General features: G+C 48.9%; 13 protein-coding genes and 1 riboswitch. Of the genes, 11 read left to right on the forward strand and 2 right to left on the reverse strand.

Annotated elements, in window-relative coordinates; genetic code table 11:
• Positions 1 to 1,689 (forward strand): NAD-dependent DNA ligase LigB, encoded by a 1,689-nt coding sequence (ligB, locus tag H591_RS0112210; RefSeq protein WP_022967247.1) that lies wholly within the window; start codon positions 1 to 3, stop codon positions 1,687 to 1,689.
• Positions 1,690 to 1,953: 264 nt separating this feature from the next.
• On the forward strand, positions 1,954 to 3,429 hold the full coding sequence (locus H591_RS0112215) for a DUF3360 family protein (RefSeq protein WP_022967248.1): 1,476 nt from the start codon (positions 1,954 to 1,956) through the stop codon (positions 3,427 to 3,429).
• Between the two features lie 61 nt (positions 3,430 to 3,490).
• Here the strand turns inward: H591_RS0112215 and H591_RS0112220 are convergent, their stop codons facing one another.
• Positions 3,491 to 3,934 carry a c-type cytochrome gene (locus tag H591_RS0112220; protein ID WP_033421133.1) on the reverse strand — a complete coding sequence of 148 codons (444 nt, stop codon included), beginning with the start codon at positions 3,932 to 3,934 and terminating at the stop codon, positions 3,491 to 3,493.
• A 234-nt stretch (positions 3,935 to 4,168) separates the two neighbouring features.
• Between H591_RS0112220 and ccoG the strand changes: the two genes are divergently transcribed.
• Both ccoG and H591_RS0112230 read left to right on the forward strand, forming a co-directional pair.
• Entirely contained in the window at positions 4,169 to 5,569 is a 1,401-nt protein-coding gene (ccoG, locus tag H591_RS0112225; protein ID WP_022967250.1) for a cytochrome c oxidase accessory protein CcoG, read from the forward strand.
• Positions 5,570 to 5,602: 33 nt separating this feature from the next.
• A complete protein-coding gene (locus H591_RS0112230; protein WP_022967251.1) occupies positions 5,603 to 7,021 on the forward strand; it encodes an aminotransferase-like domain-containing protein in 1,419 nt (472 codons plus the stop codon).
• Here the strand turns inward: H591_RS0112230 and H591_RS0112235 are convergent.
• A complete protein-coding gene (locus H591_RS0112235) occupies positions 7,018 to 7,404 on the reverse strand; it encodes an MAPEG family protein (RefSeq protein WP_022967252.1) in 387 nt (128 codons plus the stop codon). The two genes, H591_RS0112230 and H591_RS0112235, sit on opposite strands and share 4 nt — an antisense overlap.
• 163 nt (positions 7,405 to 7,567) lie before the next feature.
• Positions 7,568 to 7,668: riboswitch (S-adenosyl-L-homocysteine riboswitch) on the forward strand.
• Positions 7,669 to 7,692: 24 nt separating this feature from the next.
• On the opposite strand from H591_RS0112235, the gene ahcY reads away from it, so the two are divergent.
• From ahcY to H591_RS0112270, 7 genes are all read left to right on the forward strand, one after another.
• Positions 7,693 to 9,093: an adenosylhomocysteinase gene (ahcY, locus tag H591_RS0112240; RefSeq protein ID WP_022967253.1), complete on the forward strand. Its 1,401-nt coding sequence runs from the start codon at positions 7,693 to 7,695 to the stop codon at positions 9,091 to 9,093.
• Positions 9,094 to 9,172: 79 nt separating this feature from the next.
• Positions 9,173 to 10,018: a methylenetetrahydrofolate reductase [NAD(P)H] gene (metF, locus tag H591_RS0112245; RefSeq protein WP_022967254.1), complete on the forward strand. Its 846-nt coding sequence runs from the start codon at positions 9,173 to 9,175 to the stop codon at positions 10,016 to 10,018.
• A gap of 161 nt (positions 10,019 to 10,179) precedes the next feature.
• Positions 10,180 to 11,997, forward strand: a complete 1,818-nt coding sequence (locus tag H591_RS0112250) for a DEAD/DEAH box helicase (RefSeq protein ID WP_022967255.1) — start codon at positions 10,180 to 10,182, stop codon at positions 11,995 to 11,997.
• Between the two features lie 192 nt (positions 11,998 to 12,189).
• Entirely contained in the window at positions 12,190 to 14,166 is a 1,977-nt protein-coding gene (locus H591_RS0112255; protein ID WP_022967256.1) for a BCCT family transporter, read from the forward strand.
• A 169-nt stretch (positions 14,167 to 14,335) separates the two neighbouring features.
• Positions 14,336 to 16,345 carry a DNA helicase Rep gene (gene rep, locus H591_RS0112260; RefSeq protein ID WP_022967257.1) on the forward strand — a complete coding sequence of 670 codons (2,010 nt, stop codon included), beginning with the start codon at positions 14,336 to 14,338 and terminating at the stop codon, positions 16,343 to 16,345.
• A 23-nt stretch (positions 16,346 to 16,368) separates the two neighbouring features.
• Complete coding sequence (locus tag H591_RS0112265) at positions 16,369 to 17,091, forward strand: class I SAM-dependent methyltransferase (RefSeq protein ID WP_022967258.1); 723 nt, start codon at positions 16,369 to 16,371, stop codon at positions 17,089 to 17,091.
• A gap of 131 nt (positions 17,092 to 17,222) precedes the next feature.
• Entirely contained in the window at positions 17,223 to 18,395 is a 1,173-nt protein-coding gene (locus H591_RS0112270) for a multidrug effflux MFS transporter (protein ID WP_269746527.1), read from the forward strand.
• Positions 18,396 to 18,446 lie beyond the last annotated feature (51 nt).

Here is an 18,446-nt window from a genome sequence, read left to right on the forward strand (position 1 = left end):
ATGTTTAGCTACAGGTTACCTGCCCTCGTCTTTATCAGCACACTTTTTCTCGCCCCACCTGCTGCGGCCGATTGTCCCGATTGGAATGCAGAACAGGCTCAGCAAGAAATCAACACACTGCAGCAACAAATAACTGACTGGGATCGTAGTTACCACCGCGATGGTCAATCCAAGATCGACGATGAACTCTATGATCAAGCGCGAGAGCAACTGCTGAGCTGGCAAGTCTGTTTTGCCAATTCGTCAGACATTGAACCTGCGACAACCGCTCTGAACACTGCTCGCGGTAATCGTCAACTACCCTTCAGTCAAAGCGGCTTAAGAAAACTCAATGAAATCGAATTGCAGCGCTGGATCAAGCAGCGTGACGAACTGTGGGTGCAGCCTAAAGTAGATGGCGTCGCAGTGACCCTCGTCTATGAGCACGGACAACTCACGCAAATGCTCAGTCGTGGCGATGGCTTAGCCGGACAAAGCTGGCTGATGCACGCCCAAGTTATTAGCGCAGTCCCGCAACAGTTAAGCACTCAAGCGGCCAAGATAACCTTGCAAGGTGAGCTTTACTTGCGCCAATCCGAACATATTCAAGCACAGCATGGCGGTAACAATGCGCGTTCTCAAGTGGCTGGACTGCTCAATCGCAGCAGATTAACTGCAAGCGACGGTGCAACCATTGGTATATTTGTTTGGGAATGGCCGGATGGACCAACCGCTATGCAGGAGCGCTTAAATGAACTGCAACGTTTGGGCTTTAGCGAAAGCGCTATCTACAGCCAACCCATCAAGAGCTTTGCCGAAGCCAGGCATTGGCGTCAGCACTGGTACAAATCTGTGCTCCCTTTCGCCACTGATGGCGTGGTGATCAAACAAAGTTTACGTAGTATTCAACAACCGCGCAGTAGCTATCCACCGTTTTGGGCGGTGGCGTGGAAGTATCCACTGCAGCAAGCACTGACCAGTATCTCTGAGGTGACATTTAACATCGGCCGCAGTGGTCGCATCACGCCTATCGCCCAGCTGCAAGCAGTGCAGTTAGATGACAAAATCATTCGCAAAGTCAGTCTAGGCTCGCTGGCACAGCTAAAAAAGCTCTCGATCAGTCGCGGTGACCATGTTGCGATTGCTTTGTCTGGGCATGCCATTCCACAACTTAAAGAAGTGGTTTGGCGCAGCCCGCAACAGCAAATAATCAAGCTTCCTATCGAAGAAAATTACCATGCACTCAGCTGCTGGCAAGCCAGCGCAGAATGCCAACAGCAATTTCTCGCCCGCCTTAATTGGCTGAGTAACAAAAAGAATCTAAATATGCGCGGCATTGCGGCAAAAACCTGGCAAGCACTGATTGATGCTCAGCAGGTCAGTCGTATCACCGATTGGCTGGCCCTAACTGTCGACGATTTAGAACAATTACCGAGCTTTGCCAAGAAGCGCAGCGTGCAAACAGCTCAGGCTTTTAATCAGGCTAAGCGCCAGCCTTTTAATCTCTGGCTCAAGGCGCTTGGCGCACCGGCCGCGCTAAGCGCAAAAGCCAGTGATGACTGGCAAAGCCTCGCGCAACTCTCAGAACAAGACTGGCAACAACGCCATTTCAGCCAAACTCAAGCAAAAAATCTCTATGCTTTTTTCCAGCACCCCGCTGTGCAAGCGGCTGCTTTGGACCTACAGAACCACAAAGTAGAAGGTTTCTAATCAGCCAATCATGCTGCGCTTTTGCTAGCAAGCGCAGCATGATTCAATAAAACATTCTCCAAAAGGCGTATTGCGGCCGCCTAAATTAATATCCATGATACGCGCGCTTAATTAGGCTGCAGTTCATCGCAGCATTCATCTGCGCCTTTGCGCCCCTCATAAAAATAAGAAACATTGGCAAGACAGTCTTTTTCATCGCACTACTGCGCAGTAGTACTTTGCGCCTGTCTTTTTGTCTGACGCATACATCAAAAGAGCAACAAAATGGTAAATGAAGATTCTAAAAGCTACCGTGAACTGCATCGTCCACGTAGCGAGTTTGCCTCTCGTCAAGCTTATTTAGAGCATGAACTGAGCATTATGTCGCCACGCCGTTGGCGCATCAATTTACCTTATCGCGACTACCGTTTCGAAGCGGAAGACTGGGTGCCAGCGATGGCAGCGACCATTGGTAAAATTGTCATGGTCGCAGCTATCGTCGCAGCCTTTGCGGCTCCTTTAGGTCTTTCCAATGCCTTTGTAATTGAAAACGCCCGCTATGAAATGCTAATTGCCGCGCTATTATTCGTGGTTATTTTTTCTGGCGTACTGATTCCTACAGCAAACTTAGCTGGCACTCACGGCCCTCTTATTCCTCTGGTACCCATTATTGTGGCCTCTGGCGGCCACCCAATGGCACTAGGAATTATGATCGGTGTTTTGGGCTTTGTACTCGGCGTATTTAAAGGAGGAAGTTTACTGGCGAGGCTGACCAGTGATGGTGTCTGTGGGGGATTACTGCTGTTTTTAGGCTTTATTGGCATGACCTCGCAAATTAAAAGCCTATACACTTGGGCCGATGGCTTTGACATGGGCTATGTCGCCTTCGCCGTGGTATTGGCCACTATTATTATGTATGCCTATTTAGAGCATATTGGTAAGCGTTGGCTGGCTATTCCTCTCGGTGCAGTGCTGGCGGCAGTGATTGCTTTTGCTCTAGGTGCGCCATTTGAATTCACCACCGAACCTGGCCTTCCAAACCTCAATCCTGCGTACTGGTGGGGTGACGATACAGGCTGGAAACTCGGTTTACCGCAACTGCACCATTTTATTGCAGTAGCACCTTTTGCGGTATTGGCCGTGGCGATGTGGTCACCAGACTTTTTAGGACACCGCGCGTTCCAGCACCTCAACTACCCAAGAAACGCTAAAAAAGTCATCATGAATATTGATGACACCATGTGTGTGGCGGCAGCGCGGCAAGTCGTTGGTACCGCTTTAGGTGGCGGTAATATCGCGTCATCATGGGGCACTTATATTGTTCCGGCGGCGATTGCTAAGCGACCGATCCCAGCGGGCGCAGTTTTAACCGGCTTACTCTGTGTGGTTGCTGCGGTTTGGGGTTACCCAATGGACTTAGCAATCTGGCCGCCAGTACTGAGCGTGGCGCTGATCGTGGGTGTTTACTTGCCCTTGCTCGAAGCCGGGATGCAAATGACCCGCGAAGGCAAAACCTCGCAGTCAGCCGCGATTGTGATTTTCTCATCTGCGCTAGTAAACCCAGTATTCGGTTGGTCGCTAACCGTACTACTGGACAATATTGGCATCATTGGTGACAAAGAACGCGGACAGAACATGACCCGTACCGACCGCTGGGTTATTCCATCCATTGTATTTATTGTGCTCTGTACAGTGATGGCAGGCATCGGTATGTTCCCAGGCATTCCTGCGTTAATGGAATCGTTTCGCACACTGCATTAGGTGTGCCGCAGATCGTTGAGCGTTCGGCCATTGCGGCACGAGCGCTCAGCAACACTCTGGATTAATAAGCGCGAAACTCTTTATGACAAGACTCGCAGGCATCCTCAACTGCTTGCACACGCAAGGTCAAGACACTTTCGTTCAATGGTGGCTGTGTCGTGCTCGCCACTAAACGCGCAGTTGTGCCTTCCAATTCACGCGCCAGCTCTTGAAAGCGTTCTTGCTGTTGCCAAACATCATCACGGGCTGAAGTTTTCTCATCTTCTTTGATGCTAGGAAAATGCTGCCAAGGCGTTTTCGACAAGGTATCAAGCTGTATTGCTTTTTCTACAAACAGGGTTTCATCGTACTTAATACGACCACGCAGCATGCCTCCTAAATCTTCGCTGACGCTGAGCATTTCTTTAAAAATCGCTTTACGCTTACCTAATGGAGAGTTGGGATCAACACCACCGCACGCGCCCAGACTTAATACCACTGCCAACAATACACCACGCTTTAGCACACACTCACCCGTTTTAATCCGATAAAATTATTGATCAGAACGCTGCCTGATGCCAGTTAAAGAGCGCCAAGTATCTGTGTTTCTTAGCGACAAACCAAGCGCCCGCGCCAACCTAAATGAAAAAACATCGCAAAACCGCATCTGATCCTATGTTTATTTAAAAATCTGCTGCTGTTACTCATTTGTGGTTAGCTGGATGATACAGGTCTGCTCTTCATCGCCAGAGGACTCGACATGAGTCAACGTATTCCAGTACAGCAAATCGACCCTAAAGTAACTGCAAAAGCACCCTCATCTTTTGGCAAAAGCATTGTTACGCGCAGCTATCAAGGCATGTTTAGAAATATCAGGCTGTACAGCACCGCTGCTCTCTTAGCGCTGTTTTTTCTCACTGTATGGTTTGAATGGGAAGGACGCCAAGCGGTGCTATGGGATTTAGCCGGCGGTAAGTTTTATATTTTCGGCGCTACGTTTTGGCCGCAAGATTTAATTTTGTTATCGGCTTTATTGATTATTTGTGCTTTTGGGTTGTTTTTCCTTACCGTACTGGCGGGTCGTATTTGGTGCGGTTACAGCTGTCCACAAAGTGTTTGGACCTGGATATTTTTACGCATTGAGCACCTTACAGAAGGTGAACGCCACCAGCGGATTAAACTGGATGCGGCGCCGTGGTCATGGCAAAAAATTCTCCGTCGAACGGCCAAACACAGTCTGTGGTTGATTGTTAGCGCCGTTACCGCATTAACATTCGTAGGCTATTTCACCCCAATTCGCGAATTAAGCCTTGATCTTCTCAATTTCAGCGTAGGTGGATTAAGCTTATTTTGGCTAGCCTTTTTCACCAGCGCGACCTACATCAGCGCGGGCTGGCTACGTGAGCAAGTCTGTTTGCATATGTGCCCTTACTCGCGCTTTCAAAGTGTAATGTTCGATGACAGTACTTTATTAGTCAGTTATGACGCGCAACGGGGTGAAAACCGAGGGGCGCGCAAAAAAGCCAGCGACCCCAAAGCTCTAAACCTAGGTGACTGCATCGACTGCACACTATGCGTGCAGGTATGCCCAACCGGGATTGATATTCGTGATGGTTTGCAGTTGGCATGTATCAGTTGCGGCGCGTGTGTCGATGTCTGCAACGACGTGATGCAGCAGATGGGCTATGCGCCCAACCTCATTAGCTATACTTCAGAGCGCGCCTTAGCCGGCCAATCAACTCAGTGGTTGCGCCCGCGCTTACTTGGCTACGCGGCCACTTTAATACTGATGTTGGGCGGTTTGTATTGGGGTTTAGATAGCCGTTCTTTAGTTTCTTTAGATGTCAGCAAAGACCGCCTCATGTTTCGTGAAAACAATGCTGGTCAGATTGAAAACATGTACCTGCTAAAAATTATAAATAAAACTCAAACCTCTCAGGAGTACCAAATCAGCATGCAAGGCTCGGACAGTTTATCTCTCAGCGCGCCCAACAAAGTGCACTTAAGCGCAGGTGAAATTGCTACAGTAGCCGTCACCGTCAGCCAACTCGATACAGCTGCCGGTGGAGTAACGCCACTCACCTTTACCGTTGCCAGCACCAGCCAAGCTAATATTTCCAGCAGCAGCTCAAGTAATTTCACTGCACCCTTAGTGCGCTAAGCGCACAACACTTGCAAGTATGGAACTCGCTTTATGAAGCGCTATGAAAAACTGGCAGCAGAAATCACTCAACTGATTCACAGCGGCGTACTCGCTCATGGTGAGAAAGCACCGTCGATCCGCCAAGCCAGTCGCACCTATAGCGTCAGTCCTTCTACTGTTTTTCAAGCCTATTACTTACTAGAGAGCCGAGGCTTATTGCGCGCCAAAGAGCGATCTGGATATTTTGTCTGCAATCACAGCGCGCAACGTTTAGATGAACCACAAATCACCCAGCAACATATTGAAAGCCATGAAGTGGGTGTCAGTGAGCTAATTTTCTCGGTTTTGGATTCTTTACGCGATGCTAGCACTGTTCCCTTCGGCTCCGCTTTTCCAAGCCCAGAACTGTTTCCTTTGGCACGCTTGGCTCGCAGCCTATCCAGCAGCATGAAAACGATGCCAGCACACGCCATTATTAGTGATATGACCGATGGCAATCCCAATCTAAGACGACAAATTGCTTTGCGTTACAGCCACAACGGTATGTTTTTACCACCCAATGAACTGATTATTACCAATGGTGCTTTAGAGGCGCTCAGCTTATGTTTGCAATGCACCACTGCGCCGGGTGATTTAGTTGCTATTGAAGCACCGGCGTTTTACGCCTGTTTACAAATGCTTGAGCACTTGCAACTCAAAGCAGTAGAAATACCCGTGCATCCGCGTGAAGGGATTGATTTAGCCAGTTTAAAAACTGCTCTGGCCAGCCTGCCAATCAAAGTATGCTGGTTGATGAGCAGCTTGCAGAACCCCATTGGCGCGAGCATGGATGAAGAGAAAAAGCAGGCGCTCTACGAACTTATTCGCACATATCAAGTGCCACTCATTGAAGATGATGTGTATGCAGAACTGTATTTCACCAGCACTACGCCACGCTCGATCAAAAGTTATGACCGCAGTGGTTTAGTCATGCATTGCAGTTCATTCTCAAAATGTTTAGCGCCGGGTTATCGCGTGGGCTGGGTCGCGGCCGGACGCTTTGCTGAGCAGATCAAACGCCTACGTCTAATGACGACGATTTCACCCGCTATCCCATCTCAAGCCGCCTTAGCTGATTATTTACAACATGGCGGCTATGACTTGCACTTGCGCCGTCTACGCCATGCTTTAGAAAACCAACAAGCCGCCATGCTGAATGCTGCTGAGCGCTATTTCCCAGCTGGAACACGCGTCACTAGACCTCAAGGTGGTTACTTCTTGTGGTTTGAACTGCCAGACAATATTGATTCTCTAACCTTGTTCCAGCAAGCCTTACATCAAGGTATCAGCTTAGCGCCGGGGCCTATTTTTTCAGCAACTCAGCGCTTTAAAAACTGTATTCGCCTGAGCTACGGCCACCCTTGGGATGAGCGTAGCGAGCAAGCGATGCAACAGCTAGGACAACTAATGAATAAGCTTCGGCAAACTTAGGCAGCCACAACAAACAAACTGACAATCAAACCGACTCCAACAAACCACACCAGAGAGCGCAGTACTGCCCAATCGGCGATATAGCACAGAGTATACAATGCTCGACTGCAGACAAACGCTATTGCCAGCTGATCCAGCAGTCCTTGCTCAGCGCCAGCGGCCAGATGCGCAATAATCACCGCTGCAGCAAACGCCGGAGTGATTTCAAAACCATTCTGCTGGGCATTATTAGCTCGTTTAGATACGCCTTGTACGGTTGCCAAGAATGCCCGCGGATCATGATTGTCTTTCGGGGTAAAGTTTCCAGCACTGGCTTTCGCCCAGACTGTTGAAACGTAAGGCAACATAATGGCTGCCAGAACACACCAATACGCAATGGTCATAATCACTCCTGCTTTCATTATTTTCATTATTTTTATAGGTTGAAGTGCCACTTTAATACAAATAACTCAAGACAAAAGCAATTCTTCAACACTTAGCTATTGGGCAAATAGCAAAGCCTCGCTATAATCAGCGCCGCACCAAGGCCTAACCGTGGTGACCAACAGATTCGAGGGGCGCTGCAGCAGGATTCTCCTGTCAGGCTCGAAACAGTTGCCTTCCAGTTGTCTCGACAACTGCATATTTGCAAACGGCGCCCATTCGCTAATTACGAATGGAGAACTCATTTTATGAGCGCTGTTGCTGGTTTTACTGATTATAAAGTTGCTGACATGTCACTGGCCGACTGGGGCCGTCGTGAAATTATTATTGCTGAATCTGAGATGCCAGCCCTAATGGCTTTGCGCACTAAATACGCTGGCGAGCAGCCACTTAAAGGTGCGAAAATTCTCGGCTGCATCCACATGACCATTCAGACCGCAGTGTTGATTGAAACACTGACGGAGTTAGGTGCAGAAGTGCGCTGGTCAAGCTGCAATATCTTTTCAACCCAAGACCAAGCCGCTGCGGCGATTGCTGCTGCAGGTATTCCAGTGTTTGCTTGGAAAGGCGAAACTGAAGAAGAGTACGTCTGGTGCATCGAGCAAACCATCCTTAAAGATGGTCAGCCTTGGGATGCCAATATGATTTTGGATGACGGTGGTGATTTAACCGAAATTCTTCACGAGCGTTTTCCGCAAGTATTGAACAACGTTCACGGTGTGACTGAAGAAACCACCACTGGCGTACACCGTCTGCTGGACATGCTGGCTAAAGGTACTTTGAAAGTACCAGCCATCAACGTTAACGACTCCGTCACCAAAAGCAAAAACGACAACAAATACGGTTGCCGTCATAGCCTCAACGATGCGATCAAGCGCGGTACTGACAACCTACTGTCAGGCAAGCAAGCTCTGGTTATCGGTTACGGTGATGTGGGCAAAGGCTCAGCACAATCGCTGAATCAAGAAGGCATGATTGTTAAGGTCTCTGAAGTGGACCCAATTTGCGCGATGCAAGCCTGCATGGACGGTTACGAGTTGGTTTCACCGTACATCGACGGTAACAATGACGGCACCGACGCCAGCATTGATAAAGCGCTGCTAGGCAAAATCGACTTGATCGTCACCACTACAGGTAACGCCAATGTCTGTGATGCAGGCATGCTTAAAGCCCTGAAAAAACGTGCAGTGGTCTGCAACATTGGTCACTTTGACAATGAAATCGACACCGCATTTATGCGCAAAAACTGGGCGTGGGAAGAAGTTAAGCCACAGGTGCACAAAATTCACCGCACCGGTGCTGGCAAGTTCGATCCACGTAATGACGATTACTTGATTCTGTTATCAGAAGGTCGTTTAGTGAATCTCGGTAACGCTACTGGTCACCCAAGCCGCATTATGGATGGCTCATTTGCTAACCAAGTACTCGCGCAAATGCACTTATTTGAGCGTAAATTCGCCCAGTTAAATGCTGAGCAAAAAGCTGCAGCGTTAACCGTTGAAGTGCTACCAAAAAAACTCGACGAAGAAGTTGCTCTAGAAATGGTCAAAGGTTTTGGTGGGGTGATAACCCGCCTGACTGATGTGCAAGCCGATTACATTGGCGTTGCTGTTGACGGCCCTTACAAGCCAGAAACTTACCGCTACTAAGTGGCAAAAAAGGGGTGGCATAGCTGCCTCTTTTGCACTTTCGGCTGCCCAGACACTTTGACATTTAGGGACGTGTTATATGAGCAATCAATCTCGTATTAGTTTTGAGTTCTTCCCCACCAAAACCGATGCTGGCCATGAAAAGCTGCTGGCAACGGCAACGCAACTAGCTACCTATAATCCTGAGTTTTTCTCTTGCACTTATGGTGCCGGCGGCTCAACCCGTGACCGTACTTTGAACACCGTTTTACAATTAGATGGCGAAATCAAAGTCCCGACTGCACCGCACTTATCCTGTGTCGGCGACAGCAAAGAAGATTTACGCGAACTGCTGCATTTGTATAAAGATGCAGGTATTAAACGCATTGTAGCCCTGCGTGGTGATTTGCCATCCGGGATGGGTATGGCCAACGGTGAGTTGCGCTACGCCAATGAGTTAGTCGAGTTCATCCGCCACGAAACCGGCGACCACTTTTATATTGAAGTGGCGGCTTATCCCGAGATGCACCCACAAGCCCGCGATTTTGAAGTAGATTTGCAAAATTTCGCGCGCAAAGTGCAGGCTGGTGCTGATAGCGCGATCACTCAATATTTCTTTAATGCCGATTGTTACTTCTATTTTGTTGATCGAGCGCGTAAACTTGGCATTGATATCCCAATCGTGCCAGGCATTATGCCGATTACCAATTACAGTAAATTGGCACGCTTTTCTGATTCTTGTGGTGCTGAGCTACCGCGCTGGATACGCAAACAACTGGAAGCGTACGGCGACGACACAGCAAGCATTCAAGCCTTCGGTGCAGAAGTCATTACCAACATGTGCGAACGCCTACTAGAAGGTGGCGCGCCGGGTTTGCACTTCTACACACTTAATCAAGCTGAACCCAGTTTAGCTGTTTGGGATAATCTCAAGCTTAACCGCTGAAAAAAGGCCACCAGGCCACTATAGCGATATACCTCCATCCAGTTTTATGCCCAGCGCAGGACATGATTCGTGGATGGAGTGCATACTTTTTATGCACTTGTATGGAGCATTTATAATTTTGCGCCCCAAAGTCGGCGGGTCGCCGACAACAGGAAGACTGCATGTCCTTTTCCTCACTAGGCCTCTCTCAGGCTCTGGTTAATGCCGTTGAAGCTGCCGGCTATACATCTCCATCGCCTGTGCAATTACTGGCGATTCCACCGGCACTACAAGGTCGCGACCTCATGGTTGCCGCACAAACCGGTACCGGTAAAACTGGCGGTTTTGCTCTGCCTATTTTAGAAATTCTGTTCCCTAACGGTAAGCCTGACCGCGAGCAGCGCCACCGTCCGCGTCAGCCCCGTGTTTTGGTATTAACCCCAACACGTGAACTGGCTGCGCAAGTGCATGACAGTTTTAGACTGTATGCCCGCGACTTACCTTTTGTCAGCGCCTGTATTTTTGGCGGTGTTGGCATGAATCCGCAGGTCAACGCGGTCGCCAAAGGTCTGGATGTTTTAGTCGCTTGCCCAGGTCGTTTATTAGACTTGGTCAATCAAGGCAAAATTGATTTAAGCGGTGTTGAAATTTTAGTCTTAGATGAAGCCGACCGTATGCTTGATATGGGCTTTATCCATGACGTGAAAAAAGTCTTAGCTAAATTGCCGAGCAAACGCCAAAACTTGTTGTTCTCTGCGACTTTCTCGCAAGACATCACCAACTTAGCGGGTCGTTTGCTCCACAACCCTGAGCGCATTGAAGTCACGCCGCCCAACACCACGGTTGAGCGTATTGAACAGCGCGTGTTCCGTATTCAAGCGTCACTCAAGCGCGCCCTGCTCGCTCACTTGATTACTCTCGGCGCGTGGGAGCAAGTTCTGGTGTTCACCCGTACTAAGCATGGCGCTAACCGCCTCGCTGAGTACTTGGATAAAAACGGTCTACCTTCTGCGGCAATTCATGGCAACAAAAGCCAAAATGCACGCACCAAGGCTTTGGCTGACTTTAAAGCCGGTAGCGTTCGCATCCTCGTTGCCACTGATATTGCTGCGCGCGGTTTAGACATTGACCAACTGCCGCACGTGGTTAACTTTGAATTACCTAACGTTGAAGAAGACTATGTGCACCGTATCGGTCGTACCGGTCGTGCTGGCCGTGCTGGCCAAGCGATTTCGCTGGTTGCCCCAGACGAAGAGCGTTTGCTGAAAAGCATTGAGCGCATGACCCGTCAAAATATCGAAGACGGTGATTCTTTAGGTTTTGACCCAAGCACTGTGGTGATTGAAAAAGCTGAGCCGCGCGCACCACGCCCAACACGTGGTAGCGGCTCTGGTCGTAATGCACCGCGTGCTGCAGCAGATAAAACCAGCAGCACTGACAAGCCAAGAGGCAAGCGCCCTGAAGCACGTTCAACTGAACGCAGTGAAGGCAGTACTGCCGCTAAGCCTGGCCAACGCGCACGTAATCCGCGCAACACACGCAATGAGCGTTCAGCCACAGCAACGGCTGCTGCTCCTTCGTTACCGGCCAACCGCGATCCAGAAGTATTTCTCGATGATGCCATTGATAACTTTGGTAACAGCGTTGATTACGTTAGCCCGTATCAGGGTAAAGGCCGTGGTCGTCGTCCAAACAGTAGCGCGCCTGCAACTGCGACTGCAGCTAACGCCGGACGCACTGCACGCCAAGAGCGCAGTGGCAGCGCACCAGCTGCAGCGGATAAGCGCAGACCAGCAAACAAACCACGCAATAGCCCTCGTCGTGAAGACAGACGCTATGTCGGCGCGAACGAGACGCCTGCGGTTCGTGAAGCTCGTAGCGCTCCACAGCCTTTGATTATTCGTAAAGGCGAGCGTTTGCCAAGCCTTGAGCAATTGGAACAGCTCGAATCACGTTCACGCAAAGAAAAACCTGCGTTACTAACCTCGCACACAGACTAAGCCTTCACCAGCCGATCTGCTGATGCACAGAGCCTCCAATCGTTATCAATTAAGATTGGGGGCTTTTTTTAAGCTGAAAATAAGCTAGATTTATAGCGCTGTTTGACATGAGCTATAGATGCTTTATAAAAAGAAAATAAACAAGCTGATATCATTGCGCTATATGTGATTTAGCACCTTTAAGGAGTTCCCATGGAAGCACCCACTAAACGCAGTGCTACGATTAGCCCGCCCGTGTTTTATACGTCCGCCGTGCTTATTGCTTTACTGGTTTTATTTGCCAGTGTGTTGCCAGAAACTGCACAAAGATTTTTTGGCGATATGCAGGCATGGATCGTTGAAAACGTCAGCTGGTTCTATGTCCTTGCGGTTGCTCTCGTTCTACTGTCGGCTATATTTATGGCGGCTAGTCGTTACGGTGATATCAAGCTCGGGCCAGACCACAGTCAACCGGACTATAAAAGCACTTCATGGTTCGCCATGCTGTTCTCTGCCGGTATGGGTATTGGCTTGATGTTCTTCGGTGTCGCCGAACCTGTGATGCACTTTATTGCACCACCTGTGGGAGACCCCAATACCGTAGAAGCCGCACGCGAAGCCATGAAACTGACCTTTTTCCACTGGGGTCTGCATGCTTGGGCTATTTACGCCGTTGTTGCGTTGATTCTCGCCTTCTTCTCTTACCGCCATGGCTTGCCGCTAACATTGCGTTCAGCGCTGTATCCATTGATTGGTGAGCGCATTTACGGTCCTATCGGCCATGCGGTTGATATTTTCGCCATCATCAGCACCGTTTTAGGTATTGCCACCTCGCTGGGTTACGGCGTTTTACAAATCAACAGTGGTTTTAACTACTTATTTGGTTTGCCGGTTGGCACCAATATTCAAGTGATGTTGATCGTAGTGATTACCGCCCTAGCTACGTTGTCAGTAGCAACGGGCTTGGATAAAGGTATTCGGATTTTATCGGAAATCAACCTGTCCTTAGCGGTAATCCTCTTAGTTTTAGTACTGATGCTCGGCCCAACCGCGCTGCTACTAAAAAGCTTTGTGGAAAACACTGGCGGCTATTTATCTGAGATCGTTAGCAACACCTTTAACCTGTTTGCTTACGAGCCAACCGATTGGTTAGGTGGTTGGACCCTGCTGTATTGGGGTTGGTGGCTCTCTTGGTCACCTTTTGTCGGTATGTTTATTGCCCGTGTTTCGCGCGGCCGTACCATTCGTGAGTTTTTAACCGGCGTACTACTGGTTCCTACAGGTTTTACTTTCATGTGGATGACGGTGTTTGGTAACACTTCCATCAACATGATCATGAATGAGGGTATTACTAGCCTTGCGGATCAGGTCAACGCCGATACGTCCTTAGCCTTATTTGCTTTCTTAGAACACTTCCCTTTCTCCAGCGTGCTGTCGATGGTCGCTGTCTGTATGGTGATATTGTTCTTTGTGACTTCGGCTGACTCCGGCTCTTTAGTCATCGATATGCTCGCCTCTGGCGGTAAAACAGAAACACCGTTATGGCAGCGTATTTTCTGGGCTTCTTCAACCGGTATTGTCGCCATTACATTGCTGCTCACCGGTGGTTTAGGCGCATTACAATCTGCCACCATTGCCAGTGCACTGCCCTTCTCGATTATCTTGCTGATATCGATTTGGGGCTTATTCAAAGCACTGCACCTTGACTCAACCAAGCGCGTGCTCAGACATCAAAGTGCTACGCATTACTCGCGCAAACACAAAAGCACTGGCGGCTGGCAACGTCGTCTACGCAGCATGGTGATGTTCCCACGCCGATCTCACGTCAATCGTTTTATTGATGAAGTGGTACTCCCAGGATTTGAAGAAGTAGCCGTTGAGCTGCGTAAACAAGGTTATGCTGTTGAAGTGATTAGCGGCGATGACAAGCGCAGCAAGATCGAAGTGCAGCACAACGCCGAGGTCAACTTCGTCTACGAAATACGCCCGCGTGCTTATGTGCAACCTGACTTTATTATGCCCGATGATGAAGAAGAGGATCGCGAAGAACGTAAGTACTTCCGTGCCGAAGTGCACTTACTTGAAGGCGGCCAAGACTATGACATCATGGGCTGGTCGCGTGAAGAAGTGATTGATGACATTCTCGATCAGTACGAACAGCACATGCACTTCTTGCACGTCGTACGTTAATTTTACTGCTCGACAACCAAGGCGCTCTCATCAGAGCGCCTTTTTATTCTGTTACCTGTGCTGCAACCGTCTCGGCACAGGTCTGTAAACAGAGGCAATGCATGCCGATTGATCCTCGACCGGCGACTTCAATGCTAGAATAACGGCTTTACATCCTAGCGGTCTGTTCATGTCTAAGCTCAATCCCCGCCAACAAGAAGCAGTCAATTACATCAGCGGCCCGATGCTGGTGCTGGCCGGTGCTGGCTCAGGAAAAACCAGCGTGATCACCCGTAAAATTGCTTATTTAATTCAGCAATGCGGTATCTCAGCTCGGCATATCGTCGCGGTGACCTTTACCAATAAGGCCGCACGGGAAATGAAAGAGCGCGTCACCTCTTTATTACGCGGTGCGGAAGGTCATGGTCTAACCGTGTCCACTTTTCACAACTTAGGTCTAAACATTATCCGCCGTGAGCATGCGCTGCTCGGTTACAAACCCGGCTTCTCTATTTTTGATGATTCCGATGTTAAAAACCTACTCACTGACATTATGCAAAAAGAATACGCCGGTGATGATGGCGCCGATGAAGTTAAAAACCAGATCAGCAAATGGAAGAATGATTTAGTCCTGCCAGAAGAAGCTTTAGAACTGGCGCGCGGCGGCAAGGAACAAACTGCAGCCATCGTCTACAGCCATTATCAGCGCACACTTAAAGCCTACAACGCAGTGGATTTTGATGACCTGATTTTTCAACCGGTCAAACTCTTTCAAAACCACCCAGAGGTATTGGATAAGTGGCGTAACCGCATCCGTTATATGTTGGTGGATGAATACCAAGACACCAATACCAGCCAGTATTTACTGGTCAAACTACTGGTGACTGAGCGCGCGCAGTTCACCGTGGTTGGCGATGACGACCAATCGATTTATGCCTGGCGTGGTGCGCGACCGGAAAATCTGATGCAACTCAAAGAGGATTTTCCTTCGCTAAAAATCGTTATGCTGGAGCAAAACTATCGCTCCACCAGTCGTATTCTTAAATGCGCCAATATCCTCATCGCTAACAATCCGCACGTGTTTACCAAAGAGCTGTGGAGTGAAATGGGCCATGGCGATGAAATCCGCGTGATTCGCTGCCGTAATGAAGACGCTGAAGCCGAACGCATTGCCATCGAAATTCTCACCGAGCACATGCGTACTCAACGCCCTTACAGTGATTTTGCGATTTTATACCGTGGTAACTATCAAGCCAAAATCATGGAATTGAAGCTGCAGGTGCATAAAATCCCCTACCGCTTATCGGGAGGCACCAGCTTCTTTGGCCGCCAAGAAGTGAAAGATTTGATGTCGTACTTTCGCTTACTGGTCAATCCAGATGACGACAATGCTTTCTTACGTGTGATTAACGTGCCGCGCCGTGAGATTGGTTCTACCACTCTGGAAAAGCTTAGTAACTATGCCGCCGAGCGTCAGGTCTCCATGTACGAAGCCTGTGCAGAAATAGGCTTAGGCGAACATTTAAACGCTCGCTATACCGAGCGTTTAGCACGTTTTAAACATTATATGGATAAGCTGCGCCAGCGCTGCTTTAGCGAAGATCCGATTGCGGCGCTAAAAGAAATGATCATTGATATTGATTACGAAAACTGGATCCGGCAAAACAGCTCCAGTGAAAAAGCCTGCGAATACCGGATGAGTAACGTTTGGTTTCTGATTGATGCGCTAAAAAACACCTTGGAGCGCGACGACGAAGGAGAGATGACCATTGAAGAAGCCATCGCCAAGCTGGTTTTACGCGATATGCTCGAGCGTCAAGAAGAAGACGAAGATGGTGCTGAAGGTGTACAGATGATGACCCTGCACGCCTCCAAAGGTTTGGAGTTTCCCAGTGTGTATATCATGGGCATGGAAGAAGAAATTCTGCCGCACCGCTCCAGTATTGAAGCCGATACCATCGAAGAAGAACGCCGTTTGGCCTATGTTGGTATTACCCGTGCGAAGCAAAACCTAACCTTTACCTTTGCCAGTAAACGCAAACAGTATGGTGAAATCATCGACTGCTTACCGAGCCGCTTTCTTGATGAATTGCCGGCTGAAGATTTGCAATGGGAAGGACTGGATGAAGCTCCGGTGGAAGTAAAAGCGGCGCGTGGCAACACGGCTTTAGCGGATATCCGTGCCATGTTGAAAAAATAAAAACAAAACATAAAGAGAACTGCATGCAAACCATTGAACGGATTTATCCAAACCAACTCGATAAAAACTGTCTTGATGATCAAAACACTCTACGCATTCATCTTGAGCGTTACCAATTTGCAGCGCAACATGCACAAGGCGAGAGCATTCTCGATATGGCCTGCGGTTGTGGCTATGGCACTTTTTTGCTGGCTCAACAACATCCTGAAAAACAAGTGACCGGCGTTGATTTAGACCCCGAAGCTATCGCCTATGCCCAGCAACACTATCAAAGCGATAACTTACAGTTCATCTGCGCCAATGCTGAACAGTTCAGTGCGCTGCAGCCCTTTGATACCATTGTCAGCTTGGAAACCATAGAGCATCTGCCTTGCCCTGTCACTCTGGCAAGCAATCAGGTTAAATTACTCAGCGCAAGCGGCCGTTTAATTGCTTCAGTGCCGATAACACCAACCTTAGATGGCAACCCTCACCACTTACATGACTTTAGCCAAAGCTCTTTTTTACGTTTATTTAGTGCATTTGAATTGCACTCAATTGAGCACTTTGAGCAAATTCAATGGTGGCAATTCAAAGGCTTATTTTCAGCACAGCCCGACCTACAAAAAAAACACCGCTCGCAAGGGGTGGGCAATGCCGTGTTACGCTATTACCTTAAGAATCCTCTGTACCTAATAAAACGCTTATCTTCTATGCTGCGCTATGGTTTTAGTAATCGTTACCTCACCTGTGTCTTTACCCGCTAAAGCCCAGAGTATTTATAAATTAAGATGCAACAATTCGCATCCTGATCAATCAACTGCGCATTGCAACACTAAAGCTTTCTAAGGATCTCGTTATCACGCTAACTAAGAACTCACTCAGCTTACAACTGATTATCCTCCTCGCTTCCCTCAGTGCTCTGGTGGCGGCGGCGATTGATATGTACTTGCCGGCCTTTCCCACTGTGGCCACCAGTTTGGATATTACTGCGGGGCAAGTGCAACAAACCCTCACCATCTTTTTGATTGGCTTAGGCATTGGTCAGGGGCTGTATGGGCCGCTACTGGATCGCTTCGGGCGTAAACCACCCTTATTGATCGGTATTGGGTTATTTATCTTAGGCTCTCTGTTTGCCGCTTTAACCACCAGCTTTGAAGGCTTATTGGTCGCACGTTTTTTACAAGCCATTGGCGCGGCAGCCGGCTCTGTCGCATCGCGCGCAGTGGTCACCGACACCTGTGATCCACAGAGTTCGGCGCGTATTTATTCGATGTTAATGCAAGTCATGATGATCGCACCGATCACCGCTCCGATGCTGGGCGGGCTGATTTTATTGTACGGCGAGTGGCATTTGATTTTTTGGGTGCTGGCCTTACTCGGCATCATCTGTGGTGCATTCACTGTACGTTTGCTCCCGGAAACCTTAGCGGTAGAGCGCCGAGTGCCACTATCAGTGCGCAGTATCGTGCGTAACTATGCGATCCAACTGAGCAATCCAAGCTTCTTCTTTTACACTCTGGCTGCCAGCTGCACATTGGGCTGCTTGTTTATTTATATCAACAATTCACCCTTTGTGTTTATTGAAATGTTTGGCCTGTCGCCTACCCAATTCAGTTATATTTTTGCTGCCAATGCGATGGTGATGATCGCAATCAGCCAAATCAACCTGCGTTTATTAAAGTTTTACAGCGTCAAACGCGTGCTCTTTATCGGTCTAGGCGGTTTTATTGTTATTGGTGTCCTACTGCTGAGCATAGTGCAGTTTGGCTGGGCTGCCTTATGGAACTACAGCATTCTGCTCGGCTTAGGCATGGCCATGCTCGGTTTAATTACCGGCAACCTCACCGCGTTAACCATGGCGCATACTCAACAACATGCAGGCATTGCCTCGGCGTTGATGGGCCTGATCCAGTTTTTACTGGCCGCTACCATCGGCTTTATCGCCAGTATCATCGCGGCGCCAACACTCTACACCCTGCCGCTGGCCTTACTGGCGCTTGGTTTAGTTGCTATGGGTTTGTGTCTAATTGGCAGACACTTTGCGCAGCAGGCAACCCCAGATCCTTAACTGTCCTGCATCACTTGATTGGTAAACCAGGGCACCAAGCACATACTACAG

The organism is Denitrificimonas caeni DSM 24390 (assembly GCF_000421765.1).
GTDB classification, from domain to species: Bacteria; Pseudomonadota; Gammaproteobacteria; order Pseudomonadales; family Pseudomonadaceae; genus Denitrificimonas; species Denitrificimonas caeni.